Source organism: Bernardetia sp. Wsw4-3y2, from assembly GCF_037126295.1.
Classification (GTDB): domain Bacteria; phylum Bacteroidota; class Bacteroidia; order Cytophagales; family Bernardetiaceae; genus Bernardetia.
In genome coordinates, this window is sequence record NZ_CP147017.1 from 379,093 (window position 1) to 397,344 (window position 18,252).

The following is an 18,252-nucleotide window of genomic DNA, read 5'->3' on the forward strand; positions in this document are numbered from 1 at the left end:
GTTTTTATTGTTTGGCTAAATCTACGACTTGCCAAAATTGTAGCGTTTGACGGTTGTAAGTAATGTTAGTTATCTTTACAGTTCCAGAATGATAAAGAGTTGCTTCGTTGGTTTTCTTTCCAAACTCTCCAAAATACCCATCTCCAGATAAGACCAATATCCCAAAGTCTGTTTTTGGATTATCGATTACCCAAAATTCGCCATAAGAGCCTGTTCGAGTTTTTATTTTTTCTTTCTTCTAGCCCCTTTATTTATGAGGTTTAAAATCATAGCTAAATACACAAATGCTTTAGCAGAATCTACAGTTTTCTCATAATCTACTTTTAGTCTTCTGTTTTGATTAAGCCAAGCAAAAGTTCTTTCTACTACCCACCTTTTGGGTTGAGGTACAAATGCTTTATCCTCTTTTTTTTCTCTTCTTGGACTATTGACAATCTCAATTTGTACTCCTGTTTGACTAAATATTTCAGCAGCCAAACTAGCACTTCTATAGCCTGCATCAGCAAGAATTTTAAAGAATTTTCTTCCTCTAAATTGAGCTAAATAAGCTAGATAAGCAAGTTGATTCACGTCAGCTTCATTGGCTGGACTAATCTCTAATTCTAGTAAATTTCCTTGCGTATCTACCAGTATATGCCGTTTACGTCCTTTTTTGAGCTTGTAACCATCTACACCTATAGCTTCCCCTCCATATACACTTTGTACACTTTGAGAGTCTATAGAACCCAAAGAGGGTTTAGCATTTCTACCTTGAGCCAACCGTTCTCTTGTGACCAACTTGTCCAAAAGTTTTTTGTACCAACCCATCTTCTGCCATTTGCTAAAGTAGTCATACAAACTACTCCAAGGAATACCATAACTACTGGGAAGTAAACGCCAACTACTGCCAGAACGAGTGATGTAAAATAGTCCTGAAAAGATATTATACAAACTGTGTTTGCGTTTTCTTTCCAAGTACGAAAAAGGTATAAATTTTTTCATATATTGCCAAAGAGCATCAGATAAATATTCATTAGTAAACATAGTCATTGATATTTTAATTAGTAACTGAAAATCAATAACTTAACTAATAAAAAAATCTGATGTTCTTTTTTATGTATCTAAACTCGAACAGGCTCTTACCTGATTTGAAGTACGTAAATTAGGACTGGTACGGGTAGCAGTAAATAAGCGAGTATCAAAAGTTCTCATACGATATTGAGCCATGCTAATTTTAACACTTTGAGCTTGATTACTTTTATCTACCACATTATTGTTTTTATCTACAGGAACTAAATCGTTTCCATTCATAGCATAGTTTCCATCTGAATCCACTAAAGCTCCTTCTTCATTAGTTAACCAACCTTTATCTTTCATTAGAATTTCTCTCATGTTTTCAAAAGTAGATGAAGGCTTTCCTGTTCCATGGGGATCTACTTTTATGGAATTTTCTATAGAATGAGCATATTTTCTATACGTAAGTAAACTAGAACTTCCTCCAGCTTCTCCTATTACCCAAGTCGCTCTATCTAGTAATTCTTCTTGAGTTATAAAATCTCCTCCAGAAGTGAGAAAATCCCATTCAGATTTTCCCTCTCCCTTTTCATTCTTGACTGCTACAATGGCTGAATTATTTGTAATGTCTCCTGAAATAAAGCTTCCATCCAAATCATAAAGCACTATACCTATACCATCCCCCACACTATAAACCACATTACTAGCTCGTTGATTTCTCCCCGACAGCAGCACCATTCTATCAGCCGTAGGACTTCGAAAAGACCCACTACTGAAACCACTACCTGTAATATTCAAAGTACGTTCTCCATTTCCTGAAAACCACATCCATAAGCCAAAGTTAGAGGTAGAAGTAGATGGGTCATGAGGATTATGGAAACCTCCTATCAGTCCACAATGAGTACATTCCCCTGGTATGTCATTCGGACTCAACCCACTAGGGTCATTATAAGAAACAGGATTGTTATACCCAAACTGATAGACATTTATTCCTACAAACAAATCAGCTAACGGCTCTACCTGCCAAAAACGTGTATGTCTATTACTTTCTAACAATACTAACAGTAAATTCAATACAATACTTTTTGGGTTCTAGTAAATATACAATTATAGTATAAACACCTCGTTTTGGAGGACTAATAAAAAAGTGATTAGATACCCTTGCAGGTGGGTTATTCTTAATTGAATTAGGTGGTAAACATACTTCAATTCTAATATCGCTTGTACTGTAATAATCCACACACTCTACATAATACCTCTCCTCCGTTGATAAATCAAACTCAAACTTTAATGTATCATATCCAATTATATTATTAAATTTTTTATATACCAAAGAATCATTAACTCCTCTTAATGATATAAATTTTCTATTTAATAACTCTTCTTGACAATATACAGAATCTTGTGCTTTTAAATAATTACATTCCAACAAGATTAGAAGGGAAAAGCATATATAAATGATTTTTATTGAATTTATAATTTCCACGATATTTATAGTTTAATTTGAAATGATTTAATCCTGTTTTATCAAAGAACATGACTCCAAAAGCATTATCTAACCAAGGAAATCCCTCAACAGGTGTTTCATATTTTTCTTGTGTATACTGTTGCATAAGAGGTAAATTCATTTGTTTACGTATTTGATTTACCCAAGAAGCAGTATCTCCTAGAGGATTTGCTGCACTAACATTGTCTAAAAGTCCTCCTCCATTTAAAGTATGTTTGTATTCATGAAAGAAGTTAGTAGCAAGTCCCCAAGTCCTTTGTAAACCAGCTTTTCTTAATCCATAGGAAGCTCCACCTTGTATTCCTTCTATTTGATGTCTATCAAAATAAATAATATTGCCACTAGGATCTGCTTTATTCCCCATTCCAATTTTAGAGTTTCCTTCTATTTTTCCATAAGCTCCATCATAATTATTTAAAACTTGAGTAATATTTTTTGATTTAATAGCTCTTATTAATTCTCTTCTAGCTATTGCACTTGGATTTTTTATATCATTAAAACCACCTCGTAACTTACCCCACCAATAGCCTCTATCATAATCTAAAAATCCCTTTTTATTTATATGCAAAGAACCAAGACCAGTAAAACGTTGAAGGTCAAGAACCAAGTCATATGCGCCTGCTGGATCACCTGCCTTTAAATCACTCAAATCAATTCCTCCTCTTCCTTCACCTACGCCATATACCACATTCTGCGCTCGTTGATTTCTTCCAGAAACAAGCACCATTCTATCAGCCGTAGGACTTCGAAAAGACCCACTACTGAAACCACCACCCATAACATTCAAAGTACGTTCGCCATTACCTGAAAACCACATCCATAAGCCAAAGTTAGAGATAGAAGTAGATGGGTCATGAGGATTATGGAAACCTCCTATCAGTCCACAATGAGTACATTCCCCTGGTATGTCATTCGGACTCAACCCACTCGGGTCATTATAAGAAACAGGATTATTATACCCAAACTGATAGACATTTATTCCTACAAACAAATCTGCCAAAGGCTCTACCTGCCAAAAACGTCCGATTTGTGGATCATAACCTCTATTAGCTGTTTCATAAAGTTCCAAACCAAAGGCTTTTTCTCGCTCTATCATGCCATTGAACTGATAAGCCAAATCGTTTTCCTTCTCCAAGCCCTTCATACCCATTCCGAAAGGATAATAATGATGTTCTTGGACAATGAGAGGACGGATGCGTTCGGTTATGTTGATTTCTAAGGCATCAAAATAAACAGCTTCTGTGTCTTGGTTGTCTATGAAAACGGTAAGATTTCCATCTTCTTTAGCTGTGAAATCGGCTGTTAGCTTCTCCCACGAAATAGTAGCAGAAATAGTTATTTTTCGTCGTTTTTCTTTTTTTCTGCTTCTTTTCTTTTTCTTTCTTTATACTCTTCATACTCTTCATTTTTGCTAAATAGTTCTTTAAAGCGACTATAAGTATTTTTTATATTTTTTATTTTCTCATTTTTTGGTACAAATAGTAACCAGTATAAAAAAACAAAAATTCCCATAGCATAAAATAAGTATGTTGATAAGTTTTCGATTAATTCACTCATTGTAATATGTTTTTTTATTTATTTTCTAAAATCAGATGCTTTAATTATTGTAAAACCTACAGCTGCCTTCATTTTTATACCCTTGCCTACTGGATTAGCAAATCCACCTTCAAATTTAGTATAACCAGCAGAAAGAATCGCATCATTTGGTTTCATTAGAAGCTCTAAAGCCCAACCATAAGCATTTATAGTTATTCTATAATCACTTGTGTGAGTTTTTCGATTTCTTTCTTCGAAGGCAAAACCTCCAAATCCAAATAATCTTGCTCCTCCTCCCGTAATATACACATTATCATCAGCTAGTATCTCTCCATTTTTTGATCCAAGAAGAATTCTTTCAGTATAGACATCTCTCTTCAATGCAAATCGACCGTGTCGGGGAGATGCAATATCAAAATTAAAAGCGTCTTCATGACTTGCATCCTGTCTTTCTATTTCAACACCAGCTGTTGAACGATTATATACAAACTTCACAAGTTTAAGTGCTCCCCTAATAATAGGAAGTAGAGGTTTCCAAGGTTGAAGCCCACCATCATCCCCTAATGCACTAGTAGCATACATCGCAGCTCTACCTCTATCACCTACTGACATACCAAAGTCTAAACCTGTACTAGAGGGAAAATAATTTCCATTGATATAGGTTGCTCCTTGTTGTAATAAAGAAGGAGAAATGCTTAGTGGAGGCAAAGGAATTGTAGGCATAAAAAGAGGAGCAGAGGGGCGCATCATGGGAGCAGGAAATCTAATCAAACCAACCTTAGTATCTCCCTCATCTTTCTTTTTCTCATCAGAAGACAATCCACTTGGATCATTATAAGAAACAGGATTATTATACCCAAACTGATAGACATTTATTCCTACAAACAAATCAGCTAACGGCTCTACCTGCCAAAAACGTCCTATTTGTGGGTCGTAACCTCTATTAGCTGTTTCGTAAAGCTCCAAACCAAAGGCTTTTTCTCGCTCTATCATGCCATTGAACTGATAAGCCAAATCGTTTTCCTTCTCCAAGCCCTTCATACCCATTCCGAAAGGATAATAATGATGTTCTTGCACAATAAGAGGACGGATGCGTTCAGTTATGTTTATTTCTAAGGCATCAAAATAAACAGCTTCTGTGTCTTGGTTGTCTATAAAAACAGTAAGATTGCCATCCTGTTCTACTTTTAGTTCACTAGTCAGTTTTTCCCACGAAACAGTAGCAGAAATAGTTATTTTTTGCCTTTTTTCTAAAATCAAACTATCTGTAGAATCTCTAAGCTGCAAGACTAATTCTCCTCTAGGAACATTATAGCTATCAGGTTCTAAACTTTTCGCCCTTTTGGCTCGGTTTAGCTCTCGCAAATTACGAACTACTGGTATAAAATCCAATAAATTGAATTGTACTTTTGGACTTTATTGGATACGTGTTTATTGTTCCTGTTGCTGCACTTCCCAAAGACAACAAAACATCTTTTTTAGCTTGCTTAACTCCTTTTTTTGGGTCGTGTTGGGCTATTTCTGGGTCATTAGTGGCAAAGACAAGCGCACTAATTTTGTCTCCTTTTTCTACTTTTATAGTTTTAGAAATAGGTTTATCAGCATTGGTAAGGCGTGCCGAATAACTGCCTTCTTGTTCTTTGAGGTCGGTTCTTGCTTCTTTTACATAACTAAAAGATTCTTCTTCACTCTTTGCACTATCTAGTTCCATCGTTAGGGTATAACGCCCTGTACGTTGTTCTTCTTTCTCAAAAGCAAGGCGTAAGTTGCCCAAATGGTCTTTGTAGTGGTATTCTCGTACATAACTTCCTTGTCTATAAACCATCCTTCCCTCTGGCATTGGGAAAAAGTCTAATACATCATCTTTGTACTGAAAACCATTTACAGAATCTATTTTTTTCTTTTCTCCATCTTCTGAAACTACTTTTTGTAGTTTCGAACCTGCGCCATTGTAGGTATAAATTATTTTATCAAGTGGATTGCCTATTCTATTGATTTGAGTAGGTAATTCGAAGTGATTATAAGTGAATTCTATATCATTATTTTAAGAATAAAACCAATTACACACAAAAATACCTACACTCGCAAATCTAAGATTTGCCATACTGATAAATCGTAGTCGAAGACAACGCTTAACAATAAAAACAATCTAAGCCCAACGAGAGTAGATAACTGATAAATCGTAGTCGCAGACAATGCTTAACAACTTACCAACAAAATGGTTTTAAAGAATCTGTATATGAAAAATAGTCAGAAGTACAATTCTACCCTTACTCTAATTTAAAAGCTGTATTAATTATTATATAACCATTTTCTAAATGATATATTTGAGTATTCATTTGCACAACAGAATAAAAAACATCATTTATCTTTAAACTCCCACTACGATTCCAAACCGAGGTTATTTTATCAATATTCATTTGTAGATGTTTCTCTTCTGAAACTTCATCATAGTGAGTAAAAACATATTTATTAGTGTTTTTCACTTCTATTATATGTTTTAGAGAATCTGAATAGGAGAATAGTTCTATTTCTAAAAGTATTATTTCATCTCCTCGTCTTATAGGATTTAAAATTGCAGTATCTGAAACCACTTTAGAAATATTTTTAATTATATCGTGTACTTCAGAATCATTATTAAACCTTTGTATTTTGCTACCTATCTCCATGAGAGCTGTAATAGGATCAGATATTTCATCTTGTGCCTTGACACATTTTGAACTAAAAGTTGATATAACAATGATACTCAAAAGTAAAAAAAAATTATTCATAGAATTTTGTATAATATTTACAATGTACTAAGGCACATAAAATTTTGATTTTTTTTAAAATAGTTAGCCAAGCTTATTTTTGTATTAGAAATCTGATAGTTCTACATTATTTATAATCATTCTATACAATGTTTGTCTTTTGAATGAAGGACGATCTAGATAAAAATCATACATGCCTTTTTTTGTAGCTGTAGGAACATCAATGTCAAATAGTTGATTAATATACAACAATCCATTACCCCTTCGTACTCTATAAGTTGCAGATCCTACTGCTGAACCAGCAGGTATTAGTAAGAAATAGAGCCACTGCCTTGATCTTTTGTTATCATGTAGTTTGTAATATATCCATTAGATAAATATACTCTATAAACATACATGTCCATACAATCATAGGTTTGAATTGAGGTCAACAAAGTACCATTTATTTGATCTAACATAATTCCTGTAGTAGGATGCTGAGGATTTTGATGTTCTTTCTGATAAAAAATATTGACGACATTTGCTTGTGGAATAAACACAGAATTTCTATCCCCTTTTAAATAAATTCTAAAAGTAGAGTTATTCTCATACTCTTGATACTCTATATAATAACTAAGAATAGATTTTTCGTTCTCTATCTTATTAATAATTGAATCCTTTAGTAAAGAATATAAACCTAATATTGCTTCATCAGAGGATACTTCTCTTGTAGTTTTATCTATATAATAATACTGATGAACCTTTTGATTTATAGTTCTACGTATTTCCTTACATAATTCTGTAGATAAAAATCCTACACAACTTATTGTTTTTTTTTTACTATTAGTGCAAGAACAGCATAATAGAAACAATAAAGATATTTTTATTAAATTCAACATATTTTTTAATAATTTATTGTACGAGTAATCGAATTAACGAATAATTTTACTATCGTCAAACGTAATGGTGTAAGTTTGTTTATAATCTCTTCCAACACGTTTTATATTGTAATGAAAACTTGAACCACCTATTCTATGAAAATTGAAGTTGTGCCATGGTTTATTTGTTAGATTTCCATAGAGTGTATATTTTAGTATTTCATGTCTACTTTGAGGAACTAGATTTGTTGTTGAAGTAGATGTTTGTGAGGTTAAAATAGTTCCTGTAAATCCACTTTTTGAAGCACCTAATGAACCTCCTATTTGATTAGCTGTTGCTATTGAACCTCCAGGTTCCATCAAGACAAAGTCTATGAGAAATGCCTGTTCTCTAAATGATGGGCCTCTGCCATTGTTTATATTATAAGTATCCTTAGCAGTTGTTCTTACAAGAAAACTCATTGTTGCTCCTGATCCTGTTTCCATTTCAGTATCAGCATCTATTATAGATACATAATCATCTGCTGTGTAGGGTTTTCCATCAGCTCCTCGATAGTGTACAAGGTTCAATGTGATGTGACCAAAATGAACTGTATTTATTTCGTCAGTTAACTCGTCATTACTAAAAATTCGAGACCACCACCCGTTACTTTCTATTAAACGTTGTTCCTTAACTGAAAAATTTATTGTACGTTGGTAAGTATTTACTACGTCTATAGATTCCCCCACACTACTCACCACATTCTGCGCTCGTTGATTACGAGAAGAAACAAGAGTCATTCTATCTGCTATAGGTTTTCTGGTAGAACCTCCTAAAGCTCGCATATTGTCGTCCATAGCAGCTCTACCTCTATCACCTGCCGACATACCAAAGTCTAAACCTGTACTAGAGGGAAAATAATTTCCATTGATATAGGTTGCTCCTTGTTGTAATAAAGAAGGAGAAATGCTTAGTGGAGGCAAAGGAATTGTAGGCATAAAAAGAGGAGCAGAGGGGCGCATCATAGGAGAAGGAAGATAAGGAAGAGTTAAAGTATTTTTACTCAAACCAACCTTAGTATCTCCCTCATCTTTCTTTTTCTCATCAGAAGACAATCCACTTGGATCATTATAAGAAACAGGATTATTATACCCAAACTGATAGACATTTATTCCTACAAACAAATCAGCTAACGGCTCTACCTGCCAAAAACGTCCTATTTGTGGGTCGTAACCTCTATTAGCTGTTTCGTAAAGCTCCAAACCAAAGGCTTTTTCTCGCTCTATCATGCCATTGAACTGATAAGCCAAATCGTTTTCCTTCTCCAAGCCCTTCATACCCATTCCGAAAGGATAATAATGATGTTCTTGCACAATAAGAGGACGGATGCGTTCAGTTATGTTTATTTCTAAGGCATCAAAATAAACAGCTTCTGTGTCTTGGTTGTCTATGAAAACAGTAAGATTGCCATCCTGTTCTACTTTTAGTTCACTAGTCAGTTTTTCCCACGAAACAGTAGCAGAAATAGTTATTTTTTGCCTTTTTTCTACAATCAAACTATCTGTAGAATCTCTAAGCTGCAAGACTAATTCTCCTCGTGGGACATTATAACTATCAGGTTCTAAACTTTTCGCCCTTTTGGCTCGGTTTAGCTCTCGCAAATTACGAACTACAGGGATAAAATCCAATAGATTTAATTGTACTTTTGTACTTTGTATAGTTTGAGTTGTGGACGGACTTACTTCTGGAACGCCTTCAATTTCTATTTCTTGTTGTATCGGATAGGTGTTTATTGTTCCTGCTGCTGCACTTCCCAAAGACAACAAAATATCTTTTTTAGCTTGCTTAACTCCTTTATTAGGGTCGTGTTGGGCTATTTCTGGGTCATTAGTGGCAAAGACAAGCGCACTAATTTTGTCTCCTTTCTCTACTTGTATAGTTTTAGAAATCGGTTTATCAGCATTGGTAAGACGTGCCGAATAACTACCTTGCTGTTCTTTGAGATCGGTTCTTGCTTCTTTTACATGACTAAAAGATTCTTCTTCACTCTTTGCACTATCTAGTTCCATCGTTAGGGTATAACGCCCTGTACGTTGTTCTTCTTTCTCAAAAGCAAGGCGTAAGTTGCCCAAATGGTCTTTGTAGTGATATTCTCTTACATAACTTCCCTGTCTATAAACTATTCTTCCCTCTGGCATTGGGAAAAAGTCTAGTATATCATCTTTGTACTGGAAACCATTTACATAATCTATTTTTTTCTTTTCTCCATCTTCGCTTACTACTTTTTGTAGTTTCGAACCTGCACCATTGTAGGTATAAATTATTTTATCAAGTGGATTGCCTATTCTATTGATTTGAGTAGGCAATTCGAAATGATTATAAGTGAATTCTACGCCTTTTTCATTGTTTTTAGTAAGACTGCCACTATGGTTATATTCAAAGTCAGTAGAACTAGAATGAGAGCCATTTTCGAAGTCATCCGAATCATTTGTACTTGCTACATCATTGACATCAACAAGCATTAACCCTCTATTTTCCATCCAAGAATAAGAATAACTCATGTCATCTATAACGCCATAGGTATGTACTCCTCCTGCTCTATCCAACTGAATAACGCCGTGTCTTTTCATGTGCAAGATATTTCCATCTAAGTCATATTCTATTCCTTGGACGTTATAGTTACCTACTTCTTCTGTGAATAGATTGGAGCTTTCATTTTTAGCAGCAAAAAAAGCATCTGTTAGCCTTCCCATCTTATCGTAATCAAAGGCATATTGTCTTTGCACATTATCAGATGCACTTTTCCAACGTATGGTAGATATTTTCCCATCCAAATATTCTCTACCTCCATAGCCATTTTGGTACATAATTTCCATTCCAAAAAGATCATCGCCATTGCTTAGTTCTGCATCATTGATATGCGTAAGCCATCCTCTTTCATTGTAACGGTAATCTACATCTTGCAAAAATTCTATTCCATCTTCCGAATGAATTTGTTTTTTGCTCGTCTGCCCTAGCTCATTGTACTGATAACGACTAAGAAGAACTTCTTCTTGATTATCTATTTTTTGTCGCACCTCTTTTGTTCTACCTACATGGTCATAGGCATACGAATACTTAACCTTTACTTGATGACCTGTATTTGTAGGCTGTTGTGTTACTATGGTAGTGTGTTCGGTTTGTGTTTGCAGCACCTTTCCTTCAAAATCGTATTCTGTATAACTAATATCTATTCCTTCTTTATGATTTTGAGTTTGTGCCTGAATAGCACGTCCATAATCATCGTAATAAACAACTGACTTTAAAAAAGTAGTCGGTTGCTGATGTGGGTTTTGACTGTCCAAAATGGCTACTTTTGAGCCTGTTGGCATCCCTTTTACACGAGTATCTTGTTCAGGAGAGTTGGCAAAAGGAGAAGTTTTGAAAGATAGTTCATCTATTTCCAAAAAACCATAGTCATCATAATAATTTACAGTATGTACAATAAACTCTCCTCCTAATGAAGAAAAGGAAGTGTTGGTATAATAATGCGTTGTTGGGTCGTCATTTCTTGTTTCGAATAGGTTCGTTTCTAATTCAATTGCATTACTAGGAAGGTAACTCCTTGTATGAACATATAACCCCGTTTGAATAGGTCTTCCTAGATTGTCATATTTAGTAAAAGTAAACTCTCCTCTTGTATATTGCTCTGGAGTTTGTACTAAAATTGGTCTATCTAACTTATCATAATAAACACTTGTTGTATGTTTTAAGTGTCCTGGAGTATGTTTTCTAACCAATCTACCTCTTTTATCATAGTTATAACTATAAGCACCATTACCATTACAACCACTAAAAGTTTGAGTAGTCTGATTGAGTAATTTTTTTGTAAGTTCTGGGGGAATAACAAGTTTAAGCTGTTCTAAAGCATTATATACATAATACGTTTGCGCCCACTCGTTATTTCCTGCATCTATACGTTTGAGGATTATCTTTCCTGTTTTGTCTGTAAATATTTTCATACGAACGCCATGCTCATCCTCTACTTCCGAAACATAGAGTTCTCCTGCTGGATAGCTTTGACTGTAATCAAAAGGACATGCATCAACATATTCGCTTACCCACATTCTAACATCATCTTGAAGCGTATTTGTTCTTGTAGTTCCTTTTCGTGTGGCGTTGCCAAGTTGCCAGTTTTGTCCAATATTTCCCACTTCTTTTATTCTTGCTGTGGGTGCATCTTCTATATCTACTTCTATCAAAGCATAATTGGTATTTGCAATGCCAGTTTGCTGCTGATAAAACTCCTTCTGATTCGCTATAGGATTTTGATCAAAATTACCCTGATTTTGGCTTGTATAAGAGAGATATTGTTTGGTCTGTCTTCCAAACTTATCATAGTCTGCAAAAGAGATTTGGTCTTTTCTTGTTGGAGATGCTTCTCTGACATTGGTTTGTATATTTCGTCCTAGTCCATCGAAATAAGCTGTAGCGACTGCCACCTTTTCGACAGGTTGATTACGCATATCGTTTTGCGTCTGAATAGGTGTTCTGGCTGTATAGACACGTAAAAACATATAATCAGGAAGATTATATGAACTTGGCAGATCATCTTCTTGATTGATTTGTTCTTCTGTTAGACTATCTACTTCTGAATTAAGTAATAAAGAGTCAAAAGAGGAGTTAGATACCTGTGCTTTTGCAAAAAAAGTAGTACAGATAGATAAAAGCACAAAAATTAAAGTTCTCATAGTTAAGCTAAATGAAGATATACAAGATGTATTTTTTTAAAAATCAATATTATTTCTACTAACGAATAGAAGGACAAATGTCTATTTCTAGTGTGGTTAGTAATAGAATAACTGGCTCAGGATTACCTATTTCAGGTGGTAATTGCTTTTGCAATACAATTGTGTATCTGCCTGCATTACTAAAAGTATAAGTAAATGTAGGTTGTGAGTTATCAGAAAACTCATTTATTTCTATTCCATCTAAAAGAATGGTAAATACAAACTTTTCTCCATTTCCCATAGGCTGTAGAGGAACGAAATTATTGAAAGTGATCATAACTTGATCATCTATTAATATTTCGTGTTTGTGTATTTGTGTAGGTATACCTATGGCTCCTGAACCAAGTAGAAAAAGATAAGCAGGGTCATAAGGTGTACTAGTGCCACAATTTTGTGAAACATCAATTTTTCGTGGGTCTGCATCTACTCTTGTTCCTTGTGCATCTGTTACAGTAAGTCTTACAATATAATTGCCTCTGATATTGCCAACTCTACGTAGCTCACGTGGAATAGAAAAGCTAAAATTTTCTTCTGTAGATTGGCGTATTACTCTTCCTTCATACTCAACAGTCCATTCATACGTAAATGGTGCTACTCCACCTCGTAGGTGAGGGGTATATTCATTACATGTTCCAATACAATGAAAATTACTTCCCAAAATTGATGCTTTTAGCTCTCCACCAGTAAGAATATCATATGTGGCTTCTGCTGTTGTATTAGTAGCATCTTTTACAATAACTCGTGCTGTATAATTATCTATTGATGTATAACAATAAGTAAAGGTGGAACTTGTTTCGCTAGGGTCAAATGTACCATCACCAGAATACCATTGGTAGGTATAAGGAGGCATTCCACCTGTTACAGTAGGGGTAAATGTAAAACAATTATTGTTGTTGTTTACTCCTGTTAAAGATACTCTTAGATTGAGAGTAGGATCAACAACTAGACCTCTTACTTGTACAGCTGTACGAAGTTCTACCCAATAGCCTTGTACTATTTCTATATGCAATGTAGTTATGTATGTGCCTAGTTGTGAGTAAGAGTGAGAAACAGGAGTAATCGTTCCATTTCTAGTTGGAGAAACACTACCATCTCCAAAACTCCACCTATGATTATAAGAACCACCATCTGAAAAACAGCGTCCTTGCAGACTTAGAAGTGAAAAAATAATTGTTTCGTTTCTTCGTGCAACCGTTTTATCAGCACGCATAAGCCCTGCAAATGAAGAAGTATAGTGCATCTGTCCATCACGCAAAAATCCATTTTCTTGATAAGTAACAATATTATTCTTGTGATCTCTTATTTCTTCAACTCTTCTGTAAGGATCATAATACGTTGTCATGGTGCGTTGATTCGCATCGACTGACTGGGTAGCTCCAATAAGTGGGCGATAGAACGTATTATTCATTAGTGCTGACTTTGGATGTACACGTAGTTCATCTATATAGATAACATTATTATCTTGTGTACTTGTAATTGCCCCTACTTGGTAGAGTAGGCGATGAAAATTATTGCTATGGAGAGCAGGATTGTAATTAATATCAAAATCAAACTCTTGGTAAGTCCACTCTTGATCAGAACCTGAAAAAGTAAAAGTATATGTATCAGAGTACCCTGATTTCAAATTTACTCCACCTTCTCCTTTAGACCAAAAAGAAATAGTATATGTTCCTGCTGGAATAGGCTCGTCTACACGATGAGGAATAAGGGTACGAAAGGTAAGCACTCCATCAGGTTCGTAATTGGCAGCTTCTGCAGGATAATAACTTGCATTTCCTCTGAAAGATTTACGAGTAGTAATTCCTGTAGCTACATATTCGTTACCATATCTTTCAAAACCATCATAAGCTACTTGGCGATGAGAAGCACCATGAACACTAGCAATAGGATAAGCACCATTGTATCCATAAATGGTAGCACTAGGAACATTATCTTCTTTATTTGCTGATGTCAAATTTCCATATTTATCATACGACAAGAAATCAATTTGTTTCTTATATCGGTTATCAAATACTAGTTGAGTTGGAGCAAGTAGTTGTATAGAAGAGAACTGAAAGTCAGTAATAAATTGATTGCTTTCGATAGCATAGTTAGCAAGAGGTGCTAAAAATATATGACTTTCTATTCCACCTCCACCTTGAGTATTTAAAAAAACTTGATATTCATATTCTTGGAACGTATTTATAGTAGCTCCAAGTAAATAAGGTAATTTATTTGGTTCTTTCTTAAAACTAGCTGCTTCAATTACATTTGCAATAATATGTTTGTCTTTGAGCTGTTTCATAGCCTGTACATGCATGTCTGGCGAACTGAATAGATTATCGTTATGTATATTATCATAGTCTAACAAGTATTTGGATTTACTGATATATTCTATTCCATTATTTCCACTGCTTCGTACTTCTACTGGATACAAATGGTTTGGGCTATATCCATAAGTAGAGGTAGTATAGATAGATTCTCCACTATGGCTTTGGTCGTATTGATAACCTTCTGTTTTCTTCAAAAATAAAGCTTTAGATTCTATAGGAGAATACTGATAAGCTACGGTACGAGCTATTTGAGTTTGAATCTCTGGTAAACTACAATTTGAAAATTCTTTTAAATAAGCAATCAGGCGAGGAAAAGATTGATAATGATTAGGGGAGAGAGAAAGTGAAGACACTTCGTATTCCTTCTTGGTATGGGTAATAATATTTCCATCTTTATCATATAATTTACTTTCTAAAGGAAGTCCGTTTTGTAACTCATAACTTTTGCTAGGTACAAATGGAAATAGTCGCCCTCCTTCTTGAGGTGTAAATGTATACGTATTTTCACTATATCCATTTTCTGCTACTTCACCAAACTTTTTTGTAATCTTGGTATAATAAAGAGCATTAGAAACAAATTTTTGAGTTCTATCTACATTACTAGCTGTTAGATAGCTCACTACTTGTGGCGAAGTAGCACAATCTATATGTTCATATATAGTATAATGATAAATAGGATAAGTAAGTAATTTTCCACTTGAAATACCATCTTCCAATTCGTATTCAAAGTTTGTAATAATATCTTTTTCTGAATCATTGCCATCATGTACAGTCGTTTTTTTAAGTCGAATACCTCCAACTAAACTATTTGCCCCTCCATCTGACCATTTTTCTGAATATTCAAGTTGTACCTTAGGAGTAGAAATTAATGCTGTAGGTGCAGCACTCCAACGAAGTTCGTGTTTACCACCCACTAATGAAACTGAAAAACTAGGAGATGTTCCTGTTGTGGTCTGTATCCATTCAATAACACCATTCTTACGAATCTCTAATGATAATGTTGCACCAGCAGGATTATCGATATTTAGAGTAATATTTTGTACTTGATCAAGAGCAAACCAGCGTTTTTGATTAATAATTTCAGAAGGTGAGGTAGTAAGAGCATAATTTTCTTGCACAGGACGACTTGCAAAAGCACGTAAATCAGCACGATTTGCTTCATATTCATATTTAGTCCAGCCACCTGATGGATATATAACTCGTTTTAAAGTTCTTCCAAAAACTCTGTTCTCATCTATACTTCTATCAGCTTGTCCAATCTGAATATCGCCATAATTTATTACTGGAATACTCGTTGTATAATCTAGTGCATTTGTACCATTATAATATCCCCAATGGTCTGTTCCTGAATTTGGATCGTAGGCTTCATTACCATCATAATATTCAAATCTATGAGGGAAGGAGGTCAAACAATCATTTATTTCTTCTTTTATAGTAGTAATATAATGCTCCCCACTATAATCAAGTTGAAAAGAATGTATTATTTCTTCTGATAAATTTTTGACTTTTATTCCACGCAGTAAAACACCAATTTCAAATTTGACTGTTCCTAATTCTGAACGAATCTCATCTATAATAAGTGTACGATTGATCTTTGTTTTAATCTTTTTGTATTCTCTTTTATTGGATATACTACTATTATAGGGGATAAAATCTTGCTCAGAAGTATTTAGATAGGTACTATTTGATAGTAGAGTGCGATAGGAAAACTCAATAGCATCTGTTTCGAAAGGATCTTCTATTTTATCTAAATACCAAGAGGAAACAAAGTCATAAATCATCAGAGGAGAAGTTTGAACAAAACCACTAGGAATACCATTAGCATCAATATTTTGTGTGCTTTTGCTTATTTCTGCGTTTGTTTGCTCTGTTTTGGCAACTCCTCCAAAACGATATATTATTCCATCTGAGGTGTAGATTGTCCAGTTTTGTAATGTATCGTTTATGTTAGTAGGAGGTATTATCTTTAAATCAGATTGAGGAATTGTATGCGCAACATATCCATCAGTTGTTTTCTCAAGCACAATTCTGCCACTCATGCCGTCAAAATTATAATAGTAAGCATCAGCTTCAGTGTCTAGTTCTCCTTTAGCAACAGCAGGAAGAAGGCTCAAATCAGTCTGAGTAGGAGTTATGAGTCCTCTGTTTAGAGAAGCAAAATAACCTACATTTGGTGTCTCATCAGGTAATCCGTTTACAAAACGAGTAATCATTCCACCAGCCTGCAATGACCAGTCATATCCAGCCCAAGACTTTGCTTTATCTTTTTTGTTTCCTTGAGGATAATAAGAAAGAGAAATATTTGTATTTAATGAGCGACTTGAAAGGGAATAAATTGGAATACCAATCTGAGGCAGAGCATTGGCTGCACTCAGAGGACTCGCTCCATATTTAGCTAAGGCTGTAGAATTCGAAGAAGGAGTAATAGTTCCATTCCCATTAAAATCAGATTGACTGTAAGAATAGAAAGAGAAAAAACTAAATATAAGTAAAACGACAATCCTTTGCATAAATTCCTTAAATATAAAAGTGTAAGTAGATCTTTTACTATTATATGAATAGTAAAAAAAGAAGCTCAAAATCGTTATAGTAATATAATTCTATAATCTGTTAATTTTTAAATTATATTTTTATTAAAAATTAAGCTGTGCAAAGGTAAGTTTATTTTTTTTAATTCAAAAAAAAATACTGTTTTTTTTATTGAAAATTACTTTGTGCTTTTTTATAAAAAAATACCAAAAGTTAGTTTTTAGTATAGTAGATGATAATTTTGCATAAAGTAGAGTAAAAGGTTTTAGACTGTTCTTATTTCTTTATTTTTTAAATTTTATTTCTTAAGTAGAAATGCTATACTCATCCATAATTAGATTTCGGAAACAGTTAGAATTTGATTATTTTTAGATTATGATTTTTCAACTTAGTGATTCTGATAGAGAAATTTTAGCAACTTATCGTAGTTGCTCAGGAAATAAGGATTATATTCGTTGTACTGTGCTTTTGAGTTTAGACCAAGCCACTTATTTTACTTCTTAATTTAGTGCAAAATTGGACGTATGACTCTAAAATAGAACTTATTCATCTGCCTACTTACTCTCCCAATTTAAACTTGATTGAAAGGCTTTGGAGGCTTATGAGAAAAAAAGTCATGGACTATAACTACTACGATACATTTGAAAAGTTTAGGACAAACGTCCTTGCATTTTTTCAACATATTGACAATTCTATTGATGAACTAGACCACGAAGTAGCACTGAAGGTAAGCTCTTTTAGTTCCAAATTTTCACGTTCAATTTTCAAAAACTAATTTCTATTGAGTATATATTTTATTCGTTACATAACTCAACATCAAATTCTTACTAAGAAAATTGTAAAACTATAATTTAGAAGCTAAAAAAATGATGACTGTATTTAGTGGTATGTATAAAAGCTCCACACTTACATGAACCACCACTTCCATCAATGGAAATAGATCAAAAAGGAATTGAATGAGTTTGTTTTTTGAAGTATTGCCTTATCCAATCTATCAAGAAGAAAATATTCAATTAAGA

Annotated in this window: 13 protein-coding genes and 1 pseudogene; 2 read left to right on the top strand and 12 right to left on the bottom strand. The window is 34.1% G+C overall.

The features are described 5' to 3' along the window. Window positions 1-4: 4 nt before the first annotated feature. From V9L05_RS01580 to V9L05_RS01635, 12 genes are all read right to left on the bottom strand, one after another. On the bottom strand, window positions 5-157 hold the full coding sequence (locus V9L05_RS01580) for a hypothetical protein (RefSeq protein WP_338814115.1): 153 nt from the start codon (window positions 155-157) through the stop codon (window positions 5-7). A gap of 65 nt (window positions 158-222) precedes the next feature. Next, window positions 223-1,023 (bottom strand): IS5 family transposase, encoded by an 801-nt coding sequence (locus tag V9L05_RS01585; protein WP_338811837.1) that lies wholly within the window; start codon window positions 1,021-1,023, stop codon window positions 223-225. Between the two features lie 69 nt (window positions 1,024-1,092). Then, window positions 1,093-2,067, bottom strand: a complete 975-nt coding sequence (locus V9L05_RS01590; protein ID WP_338814116.1) for a hypothetical protein — start codon at window positions 2,065-2,067, stop codon at window positions 1,093-1,095. Next, the gene (locus V9L05_RS01595) at window positions 2,036-2,422 is read right to left on the bottom strand and encodes a hypothetical protein (protein ID WP_338814117.1); all 387 of its coding nucleotides are present in this window, start codon (window positions 2,420-2,422) and stop codon (window positions 2,036-2,038) included. Before V9L05_RS01595 ends, V9L05_RS01590 begins: the two co-directional genes overlap by 32 nt. Beyond that, entirely contained in the window at window positions 2,412-3,650 is a 1,239-nt protein-coding gene (locus V9L05_RS01600; protein ID WP_338814118.1) for an RHS repeat-associated core domain-containing protein, read from the bottom strand. Before V9L05_RS01600 ends, V9L05_RS01595 begins: the two co-directional genes overlap by 11 nt. A gap of 185 nt (window positions 3,651-3,835) precedes the next feature. Beyond that, window positions 3,836-4,057 (bottom strand): hypothetical protein, encoded by a 222-nt coding sequence (locus tag V9L05_RS01605; protein ID WP_338814119.1) that lies wholly within the window; start codon window positions 4,055-4,057, stop codon window positions 3,836-3,838. 18 nt (window positions 4,058-4,075) lie between these two features. After that, window positions 4,076-5,428, bottom strand: coding sequence for an RHS repeat-associated core domain-containing protein (locus V9L05_RS01610; RefSeq protein ID WP_338814120.1), 1,353 nt, complete (start codon window positions 5,426-5,428; stop codon window positions 4,076-4,078). Continuing rightward, entirely contained in the window at window positions 5,403-5,876 is a 474-nt protein-coding gene (locus tag V9L05_RS01615; protein ID WP_338814121.1) for a hypothetical protein, read from the bottom strand. Before V9L05_RS01615 ends, V9L05_RS01610 begins: the two co-directional genes overlap by 26 nt. Before the next feature lie 430 nt (window positions 5,877-6,306). Continuing rightward, window positions 6,307-6,786, bottom strand: a complete 480-nt coding sequence (locus V9L05_RS01620; protein WP_338791972.1) for a hypothetical protein — start codon at window positions 6,784-6,786, stop codon at window positions 6,307-6,309. A gap of 308 nt (window positions 6,787-7,094) precedes the next feature. Next, a complete protein-coding gene (locus tag V9L05_RS01625; RefSeq protein WP_338814122.1) occupies window positions 7,095-7,664 on the bottom strand; it encodes a hypothetical protein in 570 nt (189 codons plus the stop codon). Window positions 7,665-7,697: 33 nt separating this feature from the next. Further along, entirely contained in the window at window positions 7,698-12,353 is a 4,656-nt protein-coding gene (locus V9L05_RS01630; protein WP_338814123.1) for a DUF6443 domain-containing protein, read from the bottom strand. A 58-nt stretch (window positions 12,354-12,411) separates the two neighbouring features. Further along, complete coding sequence (locus V9L05_RS01635) at window positions 12,412-17,214, bottom strand: hypothetical protein (RefSeq protein ID WP_338814124.1); 4,803 nt, start codon at window positions 17,212-17,214, stop codon at window positions 12,412-12,414. A 394-nt stretch (window positions 17,215-17,608) separates the two neighbouring features. On the opposite strand from V9L05_RS01635, the gene V9L05_RS01640 reads away from it, so the two are divergent. Together V9L05_RS01640 and V9L05_RS01645 are read left to right on the top strand one after the other, a co-directional pair. Continuing rightward, a complete protein-coding gene (locus tag V9L05_RS01640) occupies window positions 17,609-17,737 on the top strand; it encodes a hypothetical protein (protein ID WP_338814125.1) in 129 nt (42 codons plus the stop codon). 31 nt (window positions 17,738-17,768) lie between these two features. Next, window positions 17,769-17,876: pseudogene (locus V9L05_RS01645) on the top strand (transposase); the annotation flags it as partial. Window positions 17,877-18,252 lie beyond the last annotated feature (376 nt).

Excerpts from the sequence above, each read along its gene's own strand:
- V9L05_RS01585 (WP_338811837.1), bottom strand. The coding sequence starts at position 1,023 with ATGTTTACTAATGAATATTTATCTGATGCTCTTTGGCAATATATGAAA.
- V9L05_RS01600 (WP_338814118.1), bottom strand. The coding sequence starts at position 3,650 with ATGGGTATGAAGGGCTTGGAGAAGGAAAACGATTTGGCTTATCAGTTC.
- V9L05_RS01605 (WP_338814119.1), bottom strand. The coding sequence starts at position 4,057 with ATGAGTGAATTAATCGAAAACTTATCAACATACTTATTTTATGCTATG.
- V9L05_RS01615 (WP_338814121.1), bottom strand. The coding sequence starts at position 5,876 with ATGCCAGAGGGAAGGATGGTTTATAGACAAGGAAGTTATGTACGAGAA.
- V9L05_RS01625 (WP_338814122.1), bottom strand. The coding sequence starts at position 7,664 with ATGTTGAATTTAATAAAAATATCTTTATTGTTTCTATTATGCTGTTCT.
- V9L05_RS01630 (WP_338814123.1), bottom strand. The coding sequence starts at position 12,353 with ATGAGAACTTTAATTTTTGTGCTTTTATCTATCTGTACTACTTTTTTT.
- V9L05_RS01635 (WP_338814124.1), bottom strand. The coding sequence starts at position 17,214 with ATGCAAAGGATTGTCGTTTTACTTATATTTAGTTTTTTCTCTTTCTAT.
- V9L05_RS01640 (WP_338814125.1), top strand. The coding sequence starts at position 17,609 with ATGATTTTTCAACTTAGTGATTCTGATAGAGAAATTTTAGCAACTTAT.